Genomic DNA, 20,186 nt, shown 5'->3' with positions numbered 1-20,186 from the left:
CCTGTCCGGCTCCGTACCCCGCTCATTGCCCACGAGGAGAGTCCATGTCACAGGAGAACTCTGTCCGCGGTGAGGACGCGGCCGACGCACCGTACGACTACGACGTCCTGGTGGTCGGCTCCGGCTTCGGCGGCTCGGTCACCGCGCTGCGGCTCACCGAGAAGGGGTACCGGGTCGGCGTCCTGGAGGCGGGCCGCCGCTTCACGCCGGGCACCCTCCCCAGGAACTCCTGGGACATCAGGAACTACCTCTGGGCCCCGGCGCTCGGCCTCTACGGCATCCAGCGCGTCCACCTCCTCGGCAATGTCATGGTGCTGGCGGGCGCGGGGGTCGGCGGCGGCTCCCTCAACTACGCCAACACGCTGTACGTCCCGCCGGAGCCGTTCTTCAAGGACCGGCAGTGGGCGTCCATCACGGACTGGCGGGACGAACTGGCGCCCTACTACGACCAGGCGCAGCGCATGCTCGGGGTGCGGATCAACCCGACGATGACGCCGTCGGACGTCCATCTGAAGGCGTCCGCCGACGCGATGGGGGTGGGGGACTCCTTCCACCTGGCGCCCGTCGGTGTCTTCTTCGGTGACGGAGAGGACTCGGACGGGACGGCGCGTGCCGAGCCGGGCCGCGCCGTCGACGACCCCTACTTCGGTGGGGCGGGCCCCTCCCGCAAGGCGTGCACCGAGTGCGGCGAGTGCATGACGGGCTGCCGCCACGGAGCGAAGAACACCCTCACCGAGAACTACCTCTACCTCGCGGAGAAGGCGGGCGCGGTCATCCACCCCCTGACCTCCGTGACCGCGATAGCCGAGCACGGCGAGGGCGGATACCGGGTCACCACGGTCAGGACCGACGCCCGCAAGAAGGGGCCGCGGGTGCTGCGGGCCCGGCAGGTGGTGGTCGCCGCGGGGACGTACGGCACCCAGACCCTGCTCCACACCATGCGGGACCAGGGGCTGCTGCCGCGCCTTTCGCCGAAGCTCGGGGAACTGACCCGCACCAACTCCGAGGCGCTGGTGGGCTCGCAGACCACGGACCGCCGCTACCGCAGGAAACACGGCGTACCGAAGGCCGACTTCACCCGGGGTGTCGCGATCACCTCGTCGATCCACCCGGACGCGAACACCCATATCGAGCCGGTCCGGTACGGCAAGGGGTCCAACGCGATGGGCGCGATGTCCATCATCCAGGTGCCCTTCGGATCGAGGCGGGTCCTCGGGTGGCTCGGCAATGTCGCCAGACACCCCTGGCTGACGGCCCGTTCACTCTCCAACCGGCGCTGGTCCGAGCGGACCATCATCGGTCTGGTGATGCAGTCGCTGGACAACTCCCTGACGACCTACCGCAAACAGGGGGGAATCGGCCGGGGGCTGCTGACGGCCAGGCAGGGCCATGGCGCGCCCAACCCGAAGCAGATCGCCGAGGGCACCCGGGCCGCGACCCTGATCGCCGAGGAGATCAACGGCTTCGCCGGGTCGAACGTCGGCGAGCTGATGGGGACCCCCCTGACCGCCCATTTCCTGGGCGGCTGCCCGATCGGTGCGTCGGCCGACGAGGGGGTGATCGACCCGTACCACCGGCTGTACGGGCATCCGGGGATCTCCGTGGTCGACGGGTCGGCGGTCTCGGCGAACCTCGGCGTCAACCCTTCGCTGACCATCACCGCGCAGGCGGAGCGCGCCATGTCGTTCTGGCCCAACAAGGGCGACGCTGATCCGCGCCCCGCGCAGGGGGAGCCGTACGAGCGTCTCGCCGCCGTCGAACCGGGGTCACCGGCCGTACCGGCTTCAGCTTTCGGCGCGCTGAGGCTGCCGTTCCTGGAGGTGCCGGTGGTTCCGCCGAAGAGGCCGGCGGGCGCCGATGAGCCCGCGGGGCCACGGAAGTAGCCTGCCTGTCGGGCGGCTCGTGGTGTGCGGGAGGGCTGCACCCCCCTCCGAGTGCAGCCCTCCCGAGACGCCGCCGCCCGGCCCTGTCGTGGTGCTGACGCACACGGGTGGGGCCACTGGTGGCTATGCATGGATGACCGGCCGGCCCGCTGAATGGTTGCTTCCGCACCCCTGGAATCCTTGTGTGACCTGCATCACCCGGCAGTACGGAGCCAGGGGCCCGTGGAGCTGACTCCACGGGCCCCTGGTCTGCGGCACCGGCGTCAGGGCAGCACCGGTGCGGGGTGGCGGCGCCGGGGGGTGGGCGCCGCGGAGAGTGTGAGGCGGGACGCGGACGGAAGTGCGGGACGGGGCCGACGGTCCCGCTGGAGCTCCACCCGTACAGCCGGAGCTCCACCCGTACAGGAAGGGGTGCCGGTTCAGGGCTGTCGGCTCCGGGCGTCCCCGGAACCGACGGCCGTGGGTGACCGGGCCGCTGTCCCCTGCCGCCCGGTCACACGCGCTGCGGTGTGGTCCCACGACGCACCTGCAGTACGTCACACACCTCAGCGAAGCCACGCGTGGTTTTCTCTTTTCCAACAGGCCGCCCCTGGCTGACACGGACGCCTGGACCAACGAAGTGCCGCCGGGCCCGGTCACGCGCCGTACGGGTGAGAGCGGGCCCGAACTCAGATACGGGCTGTCCCCGGCCGGCTCAGATCCGCCCCCGGCACAGTTCGAGCACGGTCATCGCGAGCCCCGTACCCGGTTTGCCGAGCGCCTCGCTGTAGTGGCCAAGGACCTCCATCTCGCGCGAGAGGTTCACCCGGCGTCCGCCGGATGTCATCCGGGCGTCCTGGATGACGGCCGACACCGCCATCCGCTCCTGGATCAGACCGATGATCCGGTCGTCGAGGCTGTCGATGCGCCCGCGCGCGCCCGTGATCACGCCCGCGGCCTCACCGCTGTGCGCTCCCGTGCCGTGCAGGTCGGTGCCGGTGCCGGCCTCGGAGCTGATGCCGGTGGCGGCCTCGGCGTTGATGCCGGTGCTGATATCCGTGCTGATGCCGGTGCTCATGTGTCCGGTGCTCATGTGTCCGTGCTCCTGGAGGGATACGGCCCCCGAACGGCAGCTCCGGAATGCACAGGCGCCCCGGACCTTGCCGGTCCGGGGCGCCTGGGGAAGTGTCTGTCAGTGGCTCAAGCAGCAGAACCAGAGGACCCGTGGCAGCCGGACGGGCCGGTGCCATAGGTAAAGACGAAGGTCAGCTGCTGATGCACGGCCCCAGTATGGACGGCCTTCGGAGGGAGAGACAAACCGGTTTCCCGGGCCCCGTTAGAATCGACATACAAGACCCCGTGACAAGACCCCCTTTCCCGCCGGAAGGCCGCCCCGTGCCAGCAGCACCCCCCGCCGCCCCCGACGTCGTCCTCGTCGTCGACTTCGGCGCGCAGTACGCCCAGCTCATCGCCCGTCGCGTCCGTGAGGCGCGGGTCTACAGCGAGATCGTGCCGTCCACCATGCCGGTGGCCGAGATGCTGGCGAAGAACCCGAAGGCGATCATCCTCTCCGGTGGCCCGTCGTCCGTGTACGCGCCGGGCGCGCCCTCGCTCGACCGGGCGCTCTTCGAGGCCGGGGTCCCGGTCTTCGGTATGTGCTACGGCTTCCAGCTCATGGCGTCCACGCTCGGCGGCACGGTCGACGACAACGGCGCCCGCGAGTACGGCCGGACCGCACTCACCGTCTCCAAGTCCGCCTCGACCCTATTCGAGGGCACCCCGGCCGAACAGCCGGTGTGGATGTCGCACGGCGACGCCTGCTCGGCCGCCCCCGAGGGGTTCACGGTCACCGCGTCCACCGACGTCGTACCGGTCGCGGCCTTCGAGAACGACGAGAAGAAGCTGTACGGCGTCCAGTACCACCCCGAGGTGCTGCACTCCACCTACGGCCAGCAGGTCCTGGAGCACTTCCTCTACCGGGGCGCGGGCATCGACCCGGCCTGGACCACGACCAACGTCGTGGAGGAGCAGGTTGCCCTGATCCGCGAGCAGGTCGGCACCAAGCGGGCCATCTGCGGGCTCTCCGGGGGTGTCGACTCCGCCGTCGCCGCCGCACTGGTGCAGAAGGCCATCGGCTCCCAGCTGACCTGCGTGTACGTCGACCACGGGCTGATGCGCAAGGGCGAGACCGAGCAGGTCGAGAAGGACTTCGTCGCCGCCACGGGCGTCCAGCTCAAGGTGGTCGACGCCGAGGACCGCTTCCTGACCGCGCTCAAGGGTGTCTCGGACCCCGAGGAGAAGCGGAAGATCATCGGCCGTGAGTTCATCCGGGTCTTCGAGCAGGCCCAGGCCGAGATCATCGCCGACGCGGGTGAGGATGTCGCGTTCCTGGTGCAGGGCACGCTGTACCCGGACGTGGTCGAGTCCGGCGGCGGCACCGGCACCGCCAACATCAAGTCCCACCACAATGTGGGCGGGCTCCCCGACGACATCGAGTTCAAGCTGGTCGAGCCGTTGCGCCAGCTCTTCAAGGACGAGGTCCGGATGGTCGGCCAGGAGCTCGGCCTGCCGGACGAGATCGTCCACCGTCAGCCGTTCCCGGGCCCCGGTCTCGGGATCCGTATCGTCGGCGAGGTCACCAAGGAGCGGCTCGACCTGCTGCGCGAGGCCGACGCCATCGCCCGCGAGGAGCTCACGGCCGCCGGTCTCGACCGCGAGATCTGGCAGTGCCCCGTGGTGCTGCTCGCGGACGTCCGGTCGGTCGGCGTCCAGGGCGACGGCCGCACGTACGGCCACCCGATCGTGCTGCGGCCCGTCTCGTCCGAGGACGCCATGACGGCGGACTGGACGCGCCTGCCGTACGAGGTGCTGGGGAAGATCTCGACGCGGATCACGAACGAGGTCGCCGATGTGAACCGGGTGGTGCTCGATGTGACGAGCAAGCCCCCGGGCACCATCGAGTGGGAGTAGCAGGCAGGGTGCTGTAGGCAGCGGGGTGCGGGCGGCCTGCCGCCCGGCTCCGCCTCCCCTCCGTACACCTCGCTGTACACCCGCGCCTCCGCACAGCCGACGAGCGCCGCCCTCCCGGACATCCGGGAGGGCGGCGCTTCGCCGTCCGGCCCGGCGCCTGCGTCCGGCCTGTCCTTTCCGTACGGCCGTCCCCTGCGTCCGGCCCGTCCCTTCCGCCGTCCCCCGGCCCGCTCTCTCCACCGCGCGCACTCCCCACCGGACGATTCTGTTCACCGCATGACTCTGTTCACCTGCGGTAACGCGCGGTAGCTTCCGGCCATGACTGAGATGCCAGCCCCGATACCGGCCGCTGCCCCCGCCTCCGACCCCGCCTCCACCCCTGGGCCGGCCGCGGTCCCGGCTGCGTCCGCGCCCGCGCCCGTACCGGTCGATCAGCTCCGGTTCGCGATGCCGCCGGTGCACGAGACGCCGGCCGATGAGCGGCAGTACCGGAAGGCGAGGCTCGCGGGGGCGCTGCGGCTCTTCGGGCGGTACGGGTACGAGGACGGGGTCTCCGGCCACATCACGGCCCGCGACCCGGGGTACCCCGACTGCTTCTGGGTGAACCCCTTCGGGGCGCCGCTGGCGGAGCTGGGGGCGGACGATCTGATCCTGGTCAGCGGGGACGGCCAGGTCGTCGAGGGCCGCCACCACGTCAACCAGGCCGCCTTCGCGGTGCACGCCCAGGTGCACCGGGCCAGGCCCGCCGTCGTGGCGGTCGCCCACAGCCACTCGGTGCACGGGCGGGCGTTGTCCGCGCTCGGCGAACTCCTGGACCCCATCACCCAGGAGTCCTGTGCCTTCTACGAGGACCACGCGCTCTACGACTCGTACACGGGCGTCGTCGTGGACGAGGAGGAGGGCGGCAGGATCGCCGCCGCGCTCGGCGACCGCAAGGCGATCATCCTCCGCAACCACGGGCTGCTGACCGTGGGCGATTCGGTCGACGCAGCGGCCTGGTGGTTCATCACCCTGGAACGCTGCTGCCAGGTCCAGCTCGCCGCACGGGCCGCCGGAAAGCCGGTACTGATCGACCACCGGAACGCGGTCGCCACCCGTGACCAGCTGGGCAGCGATCTGGTGGCCTGGATCAACTACCAGCCGCTGTGGCGGCAGATCAGCGGAACCGGTCCCGGCGCGGAGGCGTGAACAACACCCGTACGAGCGTGTCCGCCTGGACGCCCGGCACGCTCGCGCGGCCCCGGCACACCGGGGCGTCCCGCACACCCGTCAACCTGACGTGGCGTCAATCATCCTCCCTGACCTGACCTGCTGTGTCTGCGGCACCGTGAGTGCGGCACAATCCCCTTGAAACGCAAGGAAGTTCAAGAGCGTGCAGGGATTTGCACAGGGCGGGAAAAGGGCGGCGTTCTGCGTGGCGGTACAGGAAGCAAGACAGGGCGAAGGTCCGCACGCCGGGGCGCACGGCGGCGGCTGCACCTGCCCGGACTGCCCGCACGGCGCACGCGAGGGACACCGGCGCGCCGTTGCCGCGTTCCTCGCCCGGCGGGACGGACTCGCGGCCGGTGAGGGCCTGCCCGCCGGGGTCGCGCACTCGGCCGGGGCGTCACGGCAGTGGGTCTCCGACGAACTGACGGAGTCGGCGCGCACAGTGGCCGAACGCGGCCGGGAGGCCGGCGCCGCCTGGTTCCGGCAGGTATGGGTGCGCACGCTGCTGGTGGTGTGGGGGAGCGCGGTGGTCCTCGTGCTCGCCGAGGCGGTGACCGCGATCGGCGCGGGCTGGAGCACGGCCCGTACCGCCGGGCTGATCGCCGCTGTGCTCACCGCCGCACTGCTGACCGGCGCGGCCCGTACCCACCGGGCGCGCGGGGGAGTCCTGGCCCCCGTGATCGGCGAGGACAACCGGCTCTCCACCTCCCGGGCGGTCGCCGGGGCGTGGGTGCTGCTCGTCGTCTTCTCCGTCCTGGTGCTCTCGCTGCAGCTCGCCGGGGCGTCCGGCCACGGCGAGCGCGACGCCCTGATGGCCGGACTCGATCTGGCCCGCGGCGCGGGCCTGGCGGCCGTCCTCGCCCTGGTCTGCGCCGTCGCGGTGGGAGTGCGGCGCATGGTCGCGCTGCGGGTGCTGGCCCAGAAGCTCCAGAAGGCCCGCGCCGACCGCCCGCGCGCCGCCGATCTGCTCACCGACGACTCGGGGCGCGGCAGCTTCGCGGATGTGCAGTACGTCCTGGTCAGTTCGGCCGCCGTGCTGTTCGCTGCCGTACGCCTGGCCCGCCGTCCCGGTCAGCTGCCCGACCTCCCGTGGGGGCTCGCGCTCCTGGTCGTCGTCTCGGCCGTGACGTATGTCGCGGGCAAGTACGCGGAGGGCGGCAGGCCCGTGGTGCTCTCGGTGGTCAGGGCACGGGAGGCCGGGGACCTGGACGCCCCGATCCGTACCGGTGACGACATCGAGATCCGCGGTGCGGGCTTCGTGCCGCCGGGGGCCGGAACCCCGGACCGGCTGGCCCGGATGGTGGTCCGGATCGGCACGGTCCACGTCCATGTGCCGCTGGTCCCGGTGCCGGGTGGTTTCGCCAACCCGTCGGACACGGTGCTGACGGTGCCCGTACCGGTGGAGGTCGAGCCGGGCCGGGTGGAGGTACGGGTGGTGACGGCGGCCGGGGTGGAGACGGCGGCCTGCGAGATCGACGTGACGGACTGAGGCCCCGCCCGGCGTCAGCGGGCGAACTTCTCGACGGCGTCCGGGGTGACCGGGGTGAAGAAGTTGACGAGGTTGCCGTCGGGGTCGCGGAAGAGCAGCGACCTGTTGCCCCACGGCATCGTGGTGGGCCCGCTGACGAAGTCCCCGACCAGGCCGCCCAGATTCCCGTGTACGCGGTCCACGTCGTCGACGAGGAACTCGATGATCACGCTGTGGTTCTCCGCCGGGCGGGCGGAACCCGGGGCGAACAGCGGGACGGTGCGCGTGCCGGCGATCGCCAGGGTGGCGTGCGGGGTGCGCAGCTCGGCGAAGTCCTCGGTGGCCCAGGCCGCCTGCACCCCGGTGGCCTTCTCGTAGAAGCCGACGAGCCGTGCCACGTCGCCGGTGATGATGCGGACCGATACAAAATCCATGGTGTTCTCCCTGGTGGGTGAGGTGTGGTGAGTGTGGTGCGGTGAGTCCGGTGTGGTGCTCACTCCGCAGGTTAGGACCAATAGAGGACAGAATCGGTCCGGTATGCGGATTAGGATCGGCGCCATGTCCCGACCCACCGCACGTGTGCTGACTCTTCTGGAGCTGCTGCAGTCGGGCGGCATCCGCACGGTTGCCGAACTCGCCGGCCGGCTCGGCGTCGACGGGCGCACGGTGCGGCGGTATGTGGACCAGCTGGTCGACCTCGATGTGCCCGTGGAAGCGGTACGCGGCCGGTACGGGGGCTACCGGCTCGCCCCCGGTTACCGCCTGCCCCCGCTCATGCTCAGCGACGACGAGGCCCTCGCCGTGCTGCTCGGCCTGATCGCCGGCCGCCGGGCGGGCCTGATGACGGCGGGCACTGCGGGTGCTGCGGGCACGGCCGGCGCTGCGGGTCAGGCGGTCCAGGCGGGAACAGCGGGTGAGACGGCCGCGGCCAAAATCCGCCGGGTGCTCCCGGCGCGGGTGGCCCGCAGGCTCGACACGGTCCTGGACTCCCTCGCGTTCACGGCGCCGCCGGGCGAGTTCCCCGCCCCGGACGCCGATGTCCTGCTCACCCTCGCCGACGCGGTACGCCACCGGCGGCCGGTCTCGGTCAAGTACACCGACCGCGAGGGCCGGCGCAGCGAACGTGCGCTGCACCCGTACGGGATCGTCGCCCACTCGGGCCGCTGGTACGTCACGGGCGCGGACCCCGGGATCGGCGAGGACCGGACCTTCCGGCTCGACCGCATCACGGACGCGAGGGCCCTGCCCGGCTCGTTCGACGAGCCCGCCGGGCCGGATCCGGCCCAGCGTGTGGTGTCGGGGTTCGCCACGGCCGCGTACCGGTACGAGGTGGTCCTGCGGATCCGGGGGACGGCCGGCCATGTCCGTACCCGGCTGCCTGCCACCGTCGCCACCGTGGTGGAGACCGCGCCCGCGGAGGGTGAGGACCCGGCGGCCGAGCGCTGGCTGCGGGTCGAGCTGCGGGTGGAGCGGCTCGACTGGCTGCCGCCGGTACTCGCCTCGCTGGACCGGCCGTTCGTCATCGAGCGCCCCGCCGAACTGCGCGACCTCGTCACCGCATTCGCCGACCGCCTCGCCTCCTGCGCCCGGCAGACCTGACGTACGGAAGCCTGGTGTCCGGCAGTCCCGGCGTACGGGATCCGGGTCTCCCGGAGAGGCACCCCGGGCGGCGGGGCGCGGAGCACCGGGACGCAGAATCATCTACGGCGTCCGCCGGACCGGCACGCGCCACGGGCAATCGGAGAGGCAGGGCCAGACCATGGTTCAGGGATACCGGACGGGCACACCCATCGGGATCGGCGGCAGCGTCGGGATCGGCGGCAGTGCGCGGGGCCGGAGCGGCGGCTGGAAGGAGACCGCCCGGCGGTACTCGCTGCTGCCGTTGCGGATCTTCCTCGGCGTCACCTTCCTGTACGCCGGTATCGACAAGCTCACCGATTCGGCCTTCCTGCATGCCACGGGAGCCGGTTCGCTCGGCGAGCTCCTGCACTCCGTACGCGGCTCGGCGGCCGTCCCGGCCCTCGTGGACCTGGCGCTGAAGAGCCCGGCCGGCTTCGGTTACGCCATCGCCATCGGTGAACTCGCCGTCGGCATCGGCACCCTGCTGGGACTGTTCGGCCGGGTCGCGACGCTCGGCGGCGCCCTGATCTCGCTGAGCCTCTGGCTGACGGTGAGCTGGCAGTCCACGCCGTACTACTACGGCAACGACCTCGCCTACCTCATGGCCTGGCTGCCGCTCCTGCTCGCCGGGTCGCCGCTCCTCTCGGTGGACGCCCTGCGGGCGGACCGGCGCCGTATGCCGTAACCGACCGTGCTGGCGATGCCTGCCAGCACCAGACCGGCGGCGAGCACCGGCAGTCCGGCGACCGCCGGGATCCGCCAGAGACCGCCCGCCTCGCCCAGGTAGAGGGCCGCGATGCCCAGCAGCACCAGGCCCGCGACGGCCCTGCCCGGCCGGAACTCGTGCAGGAACCTCCGCTGCGGGCGACCGGGCCGTGGTTTTCCGGGTCCCGGTTCTCCGAGTCGCGGTTCTCCGGGCCGTGGTTCTTCGGGCCGTGGTCCTCCGAGTTGTGGGTCGCCGGGTCGTGGGTCTCGGGGCCGGGCTTCTCCGGGCCGCGCTTCTCCGGACCCCTGTTCTCCGGCCCGTGTTCCCTCGCCGTCACCGTGCACGGGTCACCTCCGCCTGTCCCAGGCCGACCTCCAGATGGAGATCGACCGTGCCTCCGGCCCTGCTGCCGCTCTGCGGGGGGAGCGTCACCGTTCTGTCCCGGGCGGGGGAGATGTCGATGTCCCGCTGGTGCTCGCCGGGCAACTGGATGTCTCCGAGCCCCACTTCGGCATGGAGGCGCACGGTCACGTTCTCCGGTACGACGACCGCCACCCGGCCCGCGCCGACCTCCACATGGGTACGTACGGAGGCGCCCGGCGGTACGGTCAGCCGCCGGAGATCCAGGGTGCCGACCCCGGTGCCCACCCCGTACCGCGGGTGCACCGCCGACACCGACGCGGGCCGCCACTCCGTGCGCACCCAGTGCGTGGTGACCGTCTTCGGCAGGGCGCTCACGCCCGCCAGCAGCGCCGTCGTGACCACCGCCAGGAAGAGTGTGCCGGACCCGGTGCGGCCGAGGAACGAGCTGAGCAGCAGGCCGAGGCCGAAGACGGCGAGTGCGCAGGCCAGCCCGGTCTGCAGGCTCACCGTGAGCGGGTGGCCGTGCCGGGAGAGCCCGGTACCGAGGCCGGCCGCCAGCAGCGCGCACAGGAAGACCCGGCCGCCGATGCCGCGCGGCCCGCGGTTCGCCACCGGCACCGGCCCGGCCGACCCGGACAGCCGGCGGAACGGCCGCGGATCCGGTGCGGCCCCGGACGGCCCCCAGAGATAGCCGGTGCCGACCGGTCCCGTGGTGCCGTCCTTGACGATCGGGTCCCGCCACCAGGAAGGACCGCCCGGCGCGGGCGGGGCCTTCGTCTCCGGCGGCGCGTCCGCCACCGTCTGCCCGGCCGCCCGCTGCCCGGCGGGTTTCTGCCCCGCCGCGCGCTGTCCGGCAGCCGGTTCCGGGGCATCCGGGGCCGCGAGCCTGCGCCGCTCCGACCAGACCGCGGAGCCCGCGGTGGCCAGCGACAGCAGCGCGGCGAAGACCAGCACCGTCACGTAGTGCAGCATCGACAGGAACAGCCCGCAGCCGACCAGCGCGAAGAGCACCGCGGCCATGGAGGCGCCCTCGACCCGCCCGGTCAGCAGCCTGCGCGCCTCGTTCTCGTCCTCACCGTCCAGCTGGATCAGCAGCCAGGCGAAACCGTAGAAGATCAGCCCGACGCCGCCGGTCGCCGCGAGCACCCCGAGGACGACGCGGAAGACCACCGGATCCAGGTCGAAGTGTCGGCCGAGTCCCCCGCAGACCCCGGCGACCACCTTGTTGCTCCGGTGGCGGCGCAGCTGCGGGGGCGGCTCGCTCTGGGGCGGCGGGGTGGTCGGCGGCGGGGTTGTCATACCCCCATGGTGACGGGCGGCCAGGCCGGGCGGGGACCGTGAAGACCCTGGCCGGTCCCTGATTTCGGCCCGCGGAACCAGAGGGTTTTCCCTGATGTCCCGGACGGGCCGTCCATGTGACGATCGGTCCATGCCAGTTGCCCCGCCCCGTGCCGCCGGTGCCGCAGCCGAGACCCCGGACGAGCCCGCACCGCGCAAGCTGTACCGCAGCGCCGAGGGGCGGATGCTGGGCGGCGTGGCGCGGGGGCTCGCCGGTCATCTGGGGGTGCCAGTCTCCTGGGTGCGGGCCGCGTTCATCGTGCTCTTCGCGCTGGAGGGGCTGGGGGCGCTGCTGTATGCCGCGTTCTGGTTCGTCGTGCCGCTCGGCGCCGGCGGGGTCGGGCAGCGCGGGGTGCCGTCGCCGTTCGAGGAGTCGGCGGACGGCCGCCGCAGACTGCGCAAGCCCGACCGGGGCCAGATCGTCGCCCTCATCGCGCTGATCATCGGGGTGGCCGCGTTCATCGGGAACGTGGACATCGGCGGCGACGCCAGCCCGTACATCTGGCCCGTCCTGCTCATCGGTGCCGGTGTCGTCCTCGTCTGGCGCCAGGCGGACAACACCCGCCGCGCTCACTGGGCCGAGGTCGGCCGCAGCAGCAGGCTCCTCCCGGTGGGGCGGGCGCTGGCGGGCGTGGTGCTGGTCGGCGCCGGGCTCGCCGCGTTCATCGTGATCCGCGGCTCGTCCGCGCAGCTCGGCAATGTCCTGACCGCCGCGCTCGCCGTGGTCGCCGGGATCGCCCTGCTCACCGGTCCGTGGCTCATCCGGATGACCCAGGACCTCTCGCAGGAGCGGCTGATGCGTATCCGCGCGCAGGAGCGTGCGGAGGTCGCCGCCCATGTCCACGACTCCGTACTGCACACCCTGACGCTGATCCAGCGCAACGCCGATGAGCCGGGCGAGGTGCGCAGGCTGGCCCGCGCCCAGGAGCGCGAACTGCGCGCCTGGCTCTACCGCCCCGAGGGCACCGGCAAGGACAAGGACGACGAACCCGAGACCCTCGCCGACGCCGTCCGGAAGTCCGCCGCGGAGATCGAGGACAAGCACGGGGTGCCGCTCGAAGTGGTGGTCGTCGGGGACTGCCCGCTGGACGAGAAGCTGTCGGCCCAGATGCAGGCGGCACGCGAAGCCATGGTCAACGCGGCCAAGTACGGTGGCGAGGGCGGTGCCGTACAGGTGTACGCGGAGGTCGAAGGCCGTACCGTCTTCGTGTCGGTACGCGACCGGGGGCCCGGCTTCGATCTCGACGCGGTGCCCGCCGACCGGATGGGCGTCAGAGAATCGATCATCGGCCGTATGCAGCGCAACGGCGGTACGGCAAGGCTGCGTTCCGCTCCCGAGGGCGGCACCGTAGTGGAACTGGAGATGGAGCGAGCATGACCGAGCCTACCGACCGCACCGACCGCACCGGGGCCGGCGGTGCCCCTCAGGCCACCGAGGCGTCTCAGGCCGGCGAGCAGCCGTACGCCCCCGCCGGGAGCGGGCTGCCGGGGCCGGGGGAGAGCCGCCGGGTCAGGGTGGTCCTCGTCGACGACCACCGGATGTTCCGTACCGGGGTGCAGGCGGAGATCGGCCGCACCGAGACGACGGGCGTCGAGGTGGTCGGCGAGGCGGCCGATGTCGACCAGGCGGTCACCGTCATCAAGGCCACCCGCCCCGAGGTCGTCCTCCTCGACGTCCATCTGCCGGGCGGCGGCGGGGTCGAGGTGCTGCGCCGCTCGGCCGCGCTGATGTCCGACCCGGATCACCCGGTCCGCTTCCTCGCCCTGTCCGTCTCGGACGCGGCCGAGGACGTCATCGGGGTCATCAGGGGCGGCGCCCGCGGTTACGTCACCAAGACGATCACCGGCAGCGACCTGGTCGACTCGGTCTTCCGCGTCCAGGACGGCGACGCGGTCTTCTCCCCGCGCCTCGCCGGATTCGTTCTCGACGCCTTCGCCTCCACGGACGCCCCGCCGGTCGACGAGGACATGGACCGTCTGACCCAGCGCGAGCGGGAGGTGCTGCGCCTCATCGCCCGCGGATACGCGTACAAGGAGATCGCCAAGCAGCTCTTCATCTCGGTGAAGACGGTCGAGTCGCACGTCTCGGCGGTGCTGCGCAAACTCCAGCTGTCGAACCGCCATGAACTGACCCGCTGGGCGACGGCACGCCGGCTGGTCTGAGGGGGCGGTGGCCCGGGCCGTCCGGACCTGTCGGGGCTCGGCTGAGCTCCCACGGCGGGCGCGTGCAGGGGGCAGGCGGGCGGTGCGGCGGTATGGGCAGGTACGGCCAGAGATGGCCAGGGCCGGGCAGGGAGCGGGCGTATACCGTATGTGTTGGGTCATCGCCGTACGTGACGAGGTAAAAAGGGTGCAAAACAGGTAACCCCTGGCGCCCATAGGGCATCTTTCCCCCCGTGATGAGCCTGACGGGAACCCCGTTCTTCCTCGCCGCGATCGCCATGATGGGCGTCGCGGTGCTGCTGCCCCTGCTGCTGTGGGGGCGCGTCGCCGGCCCCGCGGCCGTACGCGGTGCGGCGCGGCTGGTGATGGTGCTGTTCGCGCAGGCGACCGCGGTGCTGGTCGTCTTCGTCGCGGTGAACAACAGCAACGGCCTGTACGACAGCTGGGCCGACCTGCTCGGCACCGGGAACCACGTGGTCGCCGCCCCCGACCTCGGTGCCGACGGCCTCGGCGGGCGCCAGCTCGCCTCCGAGCCGCACCAGCGGGCCGTGTTCAAGCCGGTGGCCGACCCGCGCATGGGCGGCGTACGCAAGACGGTCATGACCGGGCAGGTGTCGGGGGTGCGCGGTGAGGTGTACGTCTGGCTGCCGCCCGAGTACAACGAACCCGCCTACCGCCACCACTCCTTCCCGGTGGTCGAACTGCTCTCCGGCTTCCCCGGCACGGCGAAGGCCTGGTTCTCCAGCCTCGACGCGGGCAAGCAGCTGGCACCGATGATGAAGCGGGGCGAGGTCGCCCCGTTCATCCTGGTGTCGCCGCGCACCTCACTCCTCGGCAGCCAGGACACCGGCTGCGCCAATGTCTCCGGGGTGATCAACGCGGACACCTGGCTGAGCGTCGACGTGCCGAGGATGGTGACCGACACCTTCCGGGCGAAGCACGGGGCCGCCGGGTGGGCGGTCGCCGGCTACTCGGCGGGAGCGCACTGCGCGGTCAAGCTGGCGCTCGCCCACCCCGACCGGTACCACACGGCCGCCGGGCTCTCCGGATACAACGACCCCGCGGCCGAGCGGGCCTCCATCACCGCCAAGGACCCGGCGCTGCGGCGCACGAACAACCCGCTGTGGATCCTGCGCCACGCCAAGACCCCGCCGCGCGTCTCCCTCTTCCTCTCCGGTGCGCCCCGCGACGGCTACCGGGACGGACTCGCCCTGCGCCGCGCCGCCAAACCGCCCACATCGGTGCAGGTCATCCCGGTGACGGGCGGACACAGCCTGGCGGTCTGGCGCAAGCAGGTGCCTGATGTCTTCACCTGGCTGAGCGCACAGTTCCGACCAGGGGTGCGCACGGGCGCGCCGATCGGTCAGGTGCCCGCCACCGGCCGGGTCGCGCCCGCGAAGGGCATCTGACCGACCGGCGCCAGCCTGACCGGCGCGCCGGGGTGCGGGGCGTGGATCATCTGCCCACCGCCCACATAGATGCCGACGTGACTGATCCCGGAGTAGAAGAACACCAGGTCGCCGGGGGCCAGTTCGGAGCGGCCCACCCGCTGTCCGGAGTTGATCTGGGTGTACGTGGTGCGCGGGAGCGACACCCCCGCCGAGCGGTACGCGGCCTGGGTCAGGCCCGAGCAGTCGAAGGACGAGGGCCCGGTGGCTCCCCAGACGTACGGCTTGCCGAGCGCGCCGTAGGCGAAGGCGACCGCCCGCGCGGCCCGTGAGCCGGTGGCGGCGACCGGGGTGCGCACGGCCGACCGGCCGGCGGCCTGCGGAGCGGCGGAACGGCCGGTGCCCCCGGACTCGTACGAGGCGCGCTCGGGCGCCGACAGCCGGGAGAGCAGCGCGCGGGCCGCGCGGATCTTGCTCTGCACGGTGGTCTTCTGCCTCTTCAGATCGGCCTGCCGGCCGCGCAGCGTGCCCAGCGTGGCGTCCGCTTCGGAGCGCAGCCGGGCGAGCTGTCCGAGCTGCCTGCGCACCCCGCCGACCTCGGCGGCCTGCCGGTCGCCGATCCGCTCCACATACGCGGCCCGGTCCAGGTAGTGCGCCGGGTCGGACGAGAGGAACAGCTGGAGCGACGGGTCGACGGCTCCGTCGCGGTACTGGGCCGACGCCGTCGAGGCGAGGGCCGAGCGCGCGGTGTTGAGCTGCGCCGTCCGGCGGGCCGCCTGGTCGCGCAGCGAGCGCAGCGACTTCTCCGACGCCGCGGTCTTCTCCTTCGCCCCGTCGTACTTCTCGGTGGCGGTCTCCGCCTCCCGGTACAACCTGTCGACCTGCGCCTTGACCTGCGCCGGGGTGAGGCGCGGTGCCGCGTGGCCGACGCCCTGGAAGGCGGTGGCGGATGCGGCACCCGCGAGGGTGAGGGTCGCGGCGGTCCGGGCCGCGGGGCCGGTGAGCGGGTGCTGCCTGGGTTTTCGGTGAGCGGCCACGAGGGCGGTCACGTCCTTCCGTACGTCCTTGCCGTGTCCGCCGTGCCGTATCCGTCCGTACTGCTGTCCATCCGTACTGACGGGCCCGGGGCCCCGGAGCGGATACGTGTCCGGCGGCGGCCCGCACAGGGGGAGCGGGCCGCCGCCGGAGGTCTCGGCGGTGATGCCCGGTGGCCGCCCGGTCATGGGACGGCGGTGGGGAGCCGGTCATCTGGGCAAGAACGCTAGGCCTGGCGTTATGGGAACGAGACCCTATGGGACATAGTGACCGAATCTGGCCGCCCTTCTGCTGTATGGGGCCGGGGGTGACCGGATGGGACCGGACCGCTGCCGTATCCGTGGCGTACCGCTGCCGTACCGGTGGCGGGCGGCCGAAGGGCGGTGGCTAAGGTCGAATCCCATGGACGTACTCATCAACGCCTTCGTCGGTCTGCACATCATCGGTATCGCCGCACTGCTCGGCGGCTTCCTGACCCAGATGAAGGCGATGCGCACGGGCGAGGCCCGGTTCGGGCCCGCGATGCTGCACGGCGCGCTGACGATGCTGGTGACCGGGGTGGCGCTGGTCGGCCTGAACCAGGCGCAGGGCAACACCATCAACACCGTCAAGATCGGGATCAAGCTGGCGGTCCTGGTGGTGATCCTCGGACTCGTCTATGTGAAGCGCGACGACGAGCGGATCGAGAAGGGCCTCTTCGGGGCGGTCGGCGGCCTGACGATCGTGAACATCTTCATCGCGGTGCTGTGGACCTGAGCGGTGCTGCGGACCCCGGCGGCGCTCCGGACCTGAGCGGGCTCGCCCGGCCAGGTCCGGCCGAAGGGCCGCGCCCTACCTCCGTACGGCTGACAGCTCGCGCACCGTAGCCATGTCGCTGAACGGGATCAGCCGGTCGCCGACGATCTGGTACGGCTCGCTGCCCTTCCCCGCGACCAGCACGATGTCGGTCGGCCCGGCGGCGGAGAGAGCGAACGCGATGGCGTCCCGGCGGTCGGCGATCCGCTCGAACGGGGTACCGGTGGCCGTCAGCCCCGGAGCGATCTGGTCCATGATCGCCTCGGGGTCCTCGTCACGGGGGTTGTCCGATGTCAGCACGCACAGATCGGAGTGCGTCCCGGCGATCTCGCCCATCCGGGCCCGCTTGGTGGCGTCGCGGTCGCCGCCGCAGCCGAAGACCGTGATGACGCGGGCGGCGGCGAAGTCCCTGAGGGCGGCGAGCACCTTGTCCAGGGAGTCGGGCGAGTGCGCGTAGTCCACGATCACGGACGCGCCCTGCGGAGCCTCGAACCGTTCCAGCCGCCCGGGTACCGGAGGCATCCGGTCGAGCGCCGCCACCAGACCGGCCAGGTCATGGCCCAGAGTGTGGCACGCGGCCAGGGTGGCCAGTGCGTTGGCGACCGAGAACCTGCCCGGCACCGGGATCGCCGCCGGATACTTGCGCCCGTCGTGGTGGAGCGTGAACCGGGTACCGAAGGCGTCCATGTCCAGGTCGGTCGCCCGGTAGTCCGCTTCGGCGTCCAGGGCGTACGTGCGGACCAGCCCCGGCATCATCGCCGGGACCAGCGCGCAGACCGGGTCGTCCGCGTTCACCACGGCGCGCCGGCAGAGCCCCCCGAACAGCCTGAGTTTGGCGTCCCGGTAGTGCTCCATCGTGCCGTGGTCGTCCAGGTGGTCCTGGGTGAGGTTGGTGAAGATGCCCACGTCGATGAAGGAATGGTCGATCCGGTGGTTCAGCAGGCCCATCGAGGTGGCCTCCAGGACCACGGTGCCCACCTCGTGGTCACGCATGTGCCCCAGCAGATACTGGAAGTCCGGTGACTCCGGAGTGGTCAGCACGGAGCGCGGCATCGGGATCGACTCGTCCCCGATCCGGTTCCCGCCCGTCCCGATCACACCCACCTTCGCGCCCTCGGCGATCCGCAGCACGGACTCCACCATGTACGAGACGGACGTCTTCCCGTTGGTACCGGTGACGGCCACCATGTCCATCGCCCGGCCGGGCTCTCCGTAGTACCGCGAGGTGATCAGCGCGGCGGCCTTACGGGTATCGGCCACCCTGACGACGCAGGCACCGTCCGCCGACGGCCGTACCGCGGCGGGAAGTCCGGGCGCGGGTTCCTCGACGAGCACCGCCACGGCGCCCCGCGCCAGCGCGGAACCGACGGCCTCCGGCCCGCCCTCGCGATGTCCGGGCACCGCGACGAAGAGCGAACCCGGCGAGACGCGGTGGGCATCGAAGCACGCTCCCGCGGTGACTCTCGTCCCCGGATCGCCCAGCAGTACTTCGTGGTCGTGCCCGGCCAGCAACTCGCTCAACTTCACAGGGGTCCTCTCAGGGTGCGGCCGGCCCGCCGGCGGTCGCGGGAAGCGACACCGGCGGTACGCCCGGGGGCGCGGGGCTGCGGGGGTGGTGGGGCTACGGGGGTGGTGGGGCGGAGACGCGGAGTCGCGTCGGAGGCGCTTCACAGGCGCGTTCGCGTGAGCCCACCGCGGGGCTCAGGAGGGGCCCGGAGTTGCTAGCCGTGGCCGTGCAGCGCACGGCAGCAGCGCGCCCGGGGCGCGACGGGACCCAGTGCGCGCGGGGCCCGGACCGGGCTCTCCGTCACCGCATGTTCATGTCCCATACCAGGAGTGTACGCGCCCGGAGCGACGGACCCTGCGGGGGCGGAGCGACCCCGCGGAGGCTGGGAGCCTGTTGGCCTGCTGCTACGTGAATTGCCCTGCCGCTACGCGGGGTGCCCTGCCACTACGCGGGCCGGACGCTGCCGTAGATCGGCATGTAGTAGATCGACTCCTCGCGCACATACGCGCCGGGCTTAGGGGCGTGGATCATCATCCCGTTGCCGATGTACATCCCGACATGGCTGATGTCGTCGTAGAAGAACACCAGGTCACCGGGGCGCAGGTCCTTCGTCGCGACCCGGGTGCCGGTCTTCACCTGGTCCCAGGTGGTCCGCGGGAGGTCGACGCCCGCCGCCTTCCAGGCGGCCTGGGTGAGGCCCGAGCAGTCGTACGAGCTGGGTCCGGTGGCGCCCCAGACGTACGGCTTGCCGATCTGGGCGCGCGCGAACGCGAGGGCCGTCGCGGCCTTGCTCGACGGCGTACCGGAACCGGAACCGGAACCGGAGGAGCCCGATCCGGAACCGGTCTTCGAACCGCTGCCGTCGCCCGTCCCCGCGCCGCCTGCCTTCTCCGCCGCCCTGCGCTTCTTCTCCGCCGCGGCCTGCTCCTGCGCGAGTTTCCCGGCCTTGCGTCTGGCCTCGTCCTCCTTCTTCTTCTCCAGCGCCGCGAGCCGCGCCTTCTCCTCGGCCGTCAGCTTCGAGAGCAGCCCGCGCGCCTCGGCGAGCTTCGACTGCACGGACTCCTTGCTCGTCCTCAGCGCCGCCTGGGCCTCGGTCAGGCCCTCCAGGCTGCGCGCGGCCTCCCCGCGCTTCCCGGCCGCCGACCGCTGCTGGGTCCGGTAGTCGGCGACGGCCTTCTCCTGGCGGTTGCCGAGCCGCTTCATCAGCTGGTCCTGGTCGAAGTACGACTGGGGGTCGTCGGCGAGGAGCAGGGTCGCGGTGGTGGCGAGGGTGCCCTCGCGGTACTGGGCTGCGGCGTAGGTGCCGAGTGTGCGGCGGGAGTCGTTCAGCTTCGCGGTGCGCCGGGCGACCTGGTCGAGGAGGGTGTCGACCGTTCGGCGCTGGGCAGCGGTGGCCTCCCGGGCCTGGTTGTACTGCTGGGTGGCGGTTCCGGCCTGGCGGTAGAGCCCGTCGACCTTCTTCCGCACCTCTTCGATGCCCGGTTTTTCGATGCCGGGCTTCGGCTTCGCCAGGGGCGCGGGCGCGGCACCGGCGCTCTGGGCGAACAGCGAAACCGAGGCAAGGGCCGCTGTGGTGATGCCGATGGCGGGGGCGGTACTGCGTACGCGGGGACGCGGTCTGCGGTGCGTTGCCAAGACGGGCCGTTCCTTCCGTGGACCGCCTGCCGGGTCGGTGGATCCCGGCTCTGCCTGCCGTGCGTCGTACGTCACACATCGCGGCGCACCGGTACGGCAGAACGGACTCGGCGCGGACCACTCGCTC

16 protein-coding genes are annotated in these 20,186 nt (G+C 72.1%); 10 read left to right on the top strand and 6 right to left on the bottom strand.

Annotation, left to right across the window (positions count from 1 at the left end):
* Positions 1–44 precede the first annotated feature (44 nt).
* Positions 45–1,883: a GMC oxidoreductase gene (locus ACWGKJ_RS01505; protein WP_385020532.1), complete on the top strand. Its 1,839-nt coding sequence runs from the start codon at positions 45–47 to the stop codon at positions 1,881–1,883.
* A 694-nt stretch (positions 1,884–2,577) separates the two neighbouring features.
* Here ACWGKJ_RS01505 and ACWGKJ_RS01500 read toward each other — a convergent pair.
* Positions 2,578–2,880 carry a chorismate mutase gene (locus ACWGKJ_RS01500; RefSeq protein WP_385020591.1) on the bottom strand — a complete coding sequence of 101 codons (303 nt, stop codon included), beginning with the start codon at positions 2,878–2,880 and terminating at the stop codon, positions 2,578–2,580.
* Between the two features lie 377 nt (positions 2,881–3,257).
* Here ACWGKJ_RS01500 and guaA point away from each other — a divergent pair, with 377 nt between their 5' ends.
* The 3 genes from guaA (at position 3,258) to ACWGKJ_RS01485 (ending at position 7,530) form a co-directional block, all read left to right on the top strand.
* The gene (guaA, locus tag ACWGKJ_RS01495; RefSeq protein ID WP_385020528.1) at positions 3,258–4,832 is read left to right on the top strand and encodes a glutamine-hydrolyzing GMP synthase; all 1,575 of its coding nucleotides are present in this window, start codon (positions 3,258–3,260) and stop codon (positions 4,830–4,832) included.
* 327 nt (positions 4,833–5,159) lie between these two features.
* Positions 5,160–6,020 carry a class II aldolase/adducin family protein gene (locus ACWGKJ_RS01490; protein ID WP_385020588.1) on the top strand — a complete coding sequence of 287 codons (861 nt, stop codon included), beginning with the start codon at positions 5,160–5,162 and terminating at the stop codon, positions 6,018–6,020.
* Positions 6,021–6,246: 226 nt separating this feature from the next.
* Positions 6,247–7,530 (top strand): hypothetical protein, encoded by a 1,284-nt coding sequence (locus ACWGKJ_RS01485; protein WP_385020585.1) that lies wholly within the window; start codon positions 6,247–6,249, stop codon positions 7,528–7,530.
* A gap of 14 nt (positions 7,531–7,544) precedes the next feature.
* On the opposite strand, the gene ACWGKJ_RS01480 is transcribed toward ACWGKJ_RS01485, so the two are convergent.
* A complete protein-coding gene (locus tag ACWGKJ_RS01480; RefSeq protein WP_385020582.1) occupies positions 7,545–7,943 on the bottom strand; it encodes a VOC family protein in 399 nt (132 codons plus the stop codon).
* Between the two features lie 124 nt (positions 7,944–8,067).
* Here ACWGKJ_RS01480 and ACWGKJ_RS01475 point away from each other — a divergent pair, with 124 nt between their 5' ends.
* On the top strand, positions 8,068–9,108 hold the full coding sequence (locus tag ACWGKJ_RS01475; RefSeq protein WP_385020525.1) for a helix-turn-helix transcriptional regulator: 1,041 nt from the start codon (positions 8,068–8,070) through the stop codon (positions 9,106–9,108).
* A gap of 160 nt (positions 9,109–9,268) precedes the next feature.
* Positions 9,269–9,814, top strand: coding sequence for a DoxX family protein (locus ACWGKJ_RS01470; protein WP_385020522.1), 546 nt, complete (start codon positions 9,269–9,271; stop codon positions 9,812–9,814).
* A 354-nt stretch (positions 9,815–10,168) separates the two neighbouring features.
* Here the strand turns inward: ACWGKJ_RS01470 and ACWGKJ_RS01465 are convergent, their stop codons facing one another.
* A complete protein-coding gene (locus tag ACWGKJ_RS01465) occupies positions 10,169–11,497 on the bottom strand; it encodes a PspC domain-containing protein (RefSeq protein WP_385020519.1) in 1,329 nt (442 codons plus the stop codon).
* A 130-nt stretch (positions 11,498–11,627) separates the two neighbouring features.
* Between ACWGKJ_RS01465 and ACWGKJ_RS01460 the strand changes: the two genes are divergently transcribed.
* From ACWGKJ_RS01460 to ACWGKJ_RS01450, 3 genes are all read left to right on the top strand, one after another.
* Positions 11,628–12,914: a PspC domain-containing protein gene (locus ACWGKJ_RS01460; RefSeq protein ID WP_385020516.1), complete on the top strand. Its 1,287-nt coding sequence runs from the start codon at positions 11,628–11,630 to the stop codon at positions 12,912–12,914.
* The gene (locus ACWGKJ_RS01455; protein WP_385020513.1) at positions 12,911–13,699 is read left to right on the top strand and encodes a LuxR C-terminal-related transcriptional regulator; all 789 of its coding nucleotides are present in this window, start codon (positions 12,911–12,913) and stop codon (positions 13,697–13,699) included. Before ACWGKJ_RS01460 ends, ACWGKJ_RS01455 begins: the two co-directional genes overlap by 4 nt.
* Positions 13,700–13,935: 236 nt before the next feature.
* Positions 13,936–15,108: an alpha/beta hydrolase gene (locus tag ACWGKJ_RS01450; protein ID WP_385020579.1), complete on the top strand. Its 1,173-nt coding sequence runs from the start codon at positions 13,936–13,938 to the stop codon at positions 15,106–15,108.
* On the opposite strand, the gene ACWGKJ_RS01445 is transcribed toward ACWGKJ_RS01450, so the two are convergent.
* On the bottom strand, positions 15,063–16,124 hold the full coding sequence (locus ACWGKJ_RS01445; protein ID WP_385020510.1) for a C40 family peptidase: 1,062 nt from the start codon (positions 16,122–16,124) through the stop codon (positions 15,063–15,065). The genes ACWGKJ_RS01450 and ACWGKJ_RS01445 overlap by 46 nt on opposite strands.
* A gap of 400 nt (positions 16,125–16,524) precedes the next feature.
* Between ACWGKJ_RS01445 and ACWGKJ_RS01440 the strand changes: the two genes are divergently transcribed.
* Positions 16,525–16,878 carry a hypothetical protein gene (locus tag ACWGKJ_RS01440; RefSeq protein ID WP_385020507.1) on the top strand — a complete coding sequence of 118 codons (354 nt, stop codon included), beginning with the start codon at positions 16,525–16,527 and terminating at the stop codon, positions 16,876–16,878.
* A 75-nt stretch (positions 16,879–16,953) separates the two neighbouring features.
* Here the strand turns inward: ACWGKJ_RS01440 and ACWGKJ_RS01435 are convergent, their stop codons facing one another.
* Both ACWGKJ_RS01435 and ACWGKJ_RS01430 read right to left on the bottom strand, forming a co-directional pair.
* Positions 16,954–18,444, bottom strand: a complete 1,491-nt coding sequence (locus ACWGKJ_RS01435; RefSeq protein ID WP_385020504.1) for a UDP-N-acetylmuramoyl-L-alanyl-D-glutamate--2,6-diaminopimelate ligase — start codon at positions 18,442–18,444, stop codon at positions 16,954–16,956.
* A gap of 424 nt (positions 18,445–18,868) precedes the next feature.
* Positions 18,869–20,059 (bottom strand): C40 family peptidase, encoded by a 1,191-nt coding sequence (locus tag ACWGKJ_RS01430; protein ID WP_385020501.1) that lies wholly within the window; start codon positions 20,057–20,059, stop codon positions 18,869–18,871.
* Between the last annotated feature and the right edge of the window lie 127 nt (positions 20,060–20,186).

The organism is Streptomyces sp. NPDC054757 (assembly GCF_053612185.1).
The sequence above is the reverse complement of the archived record's forward strand: the minus strand, read 5'-3'. Positions and strand labels throughout refer to the sequence as shown.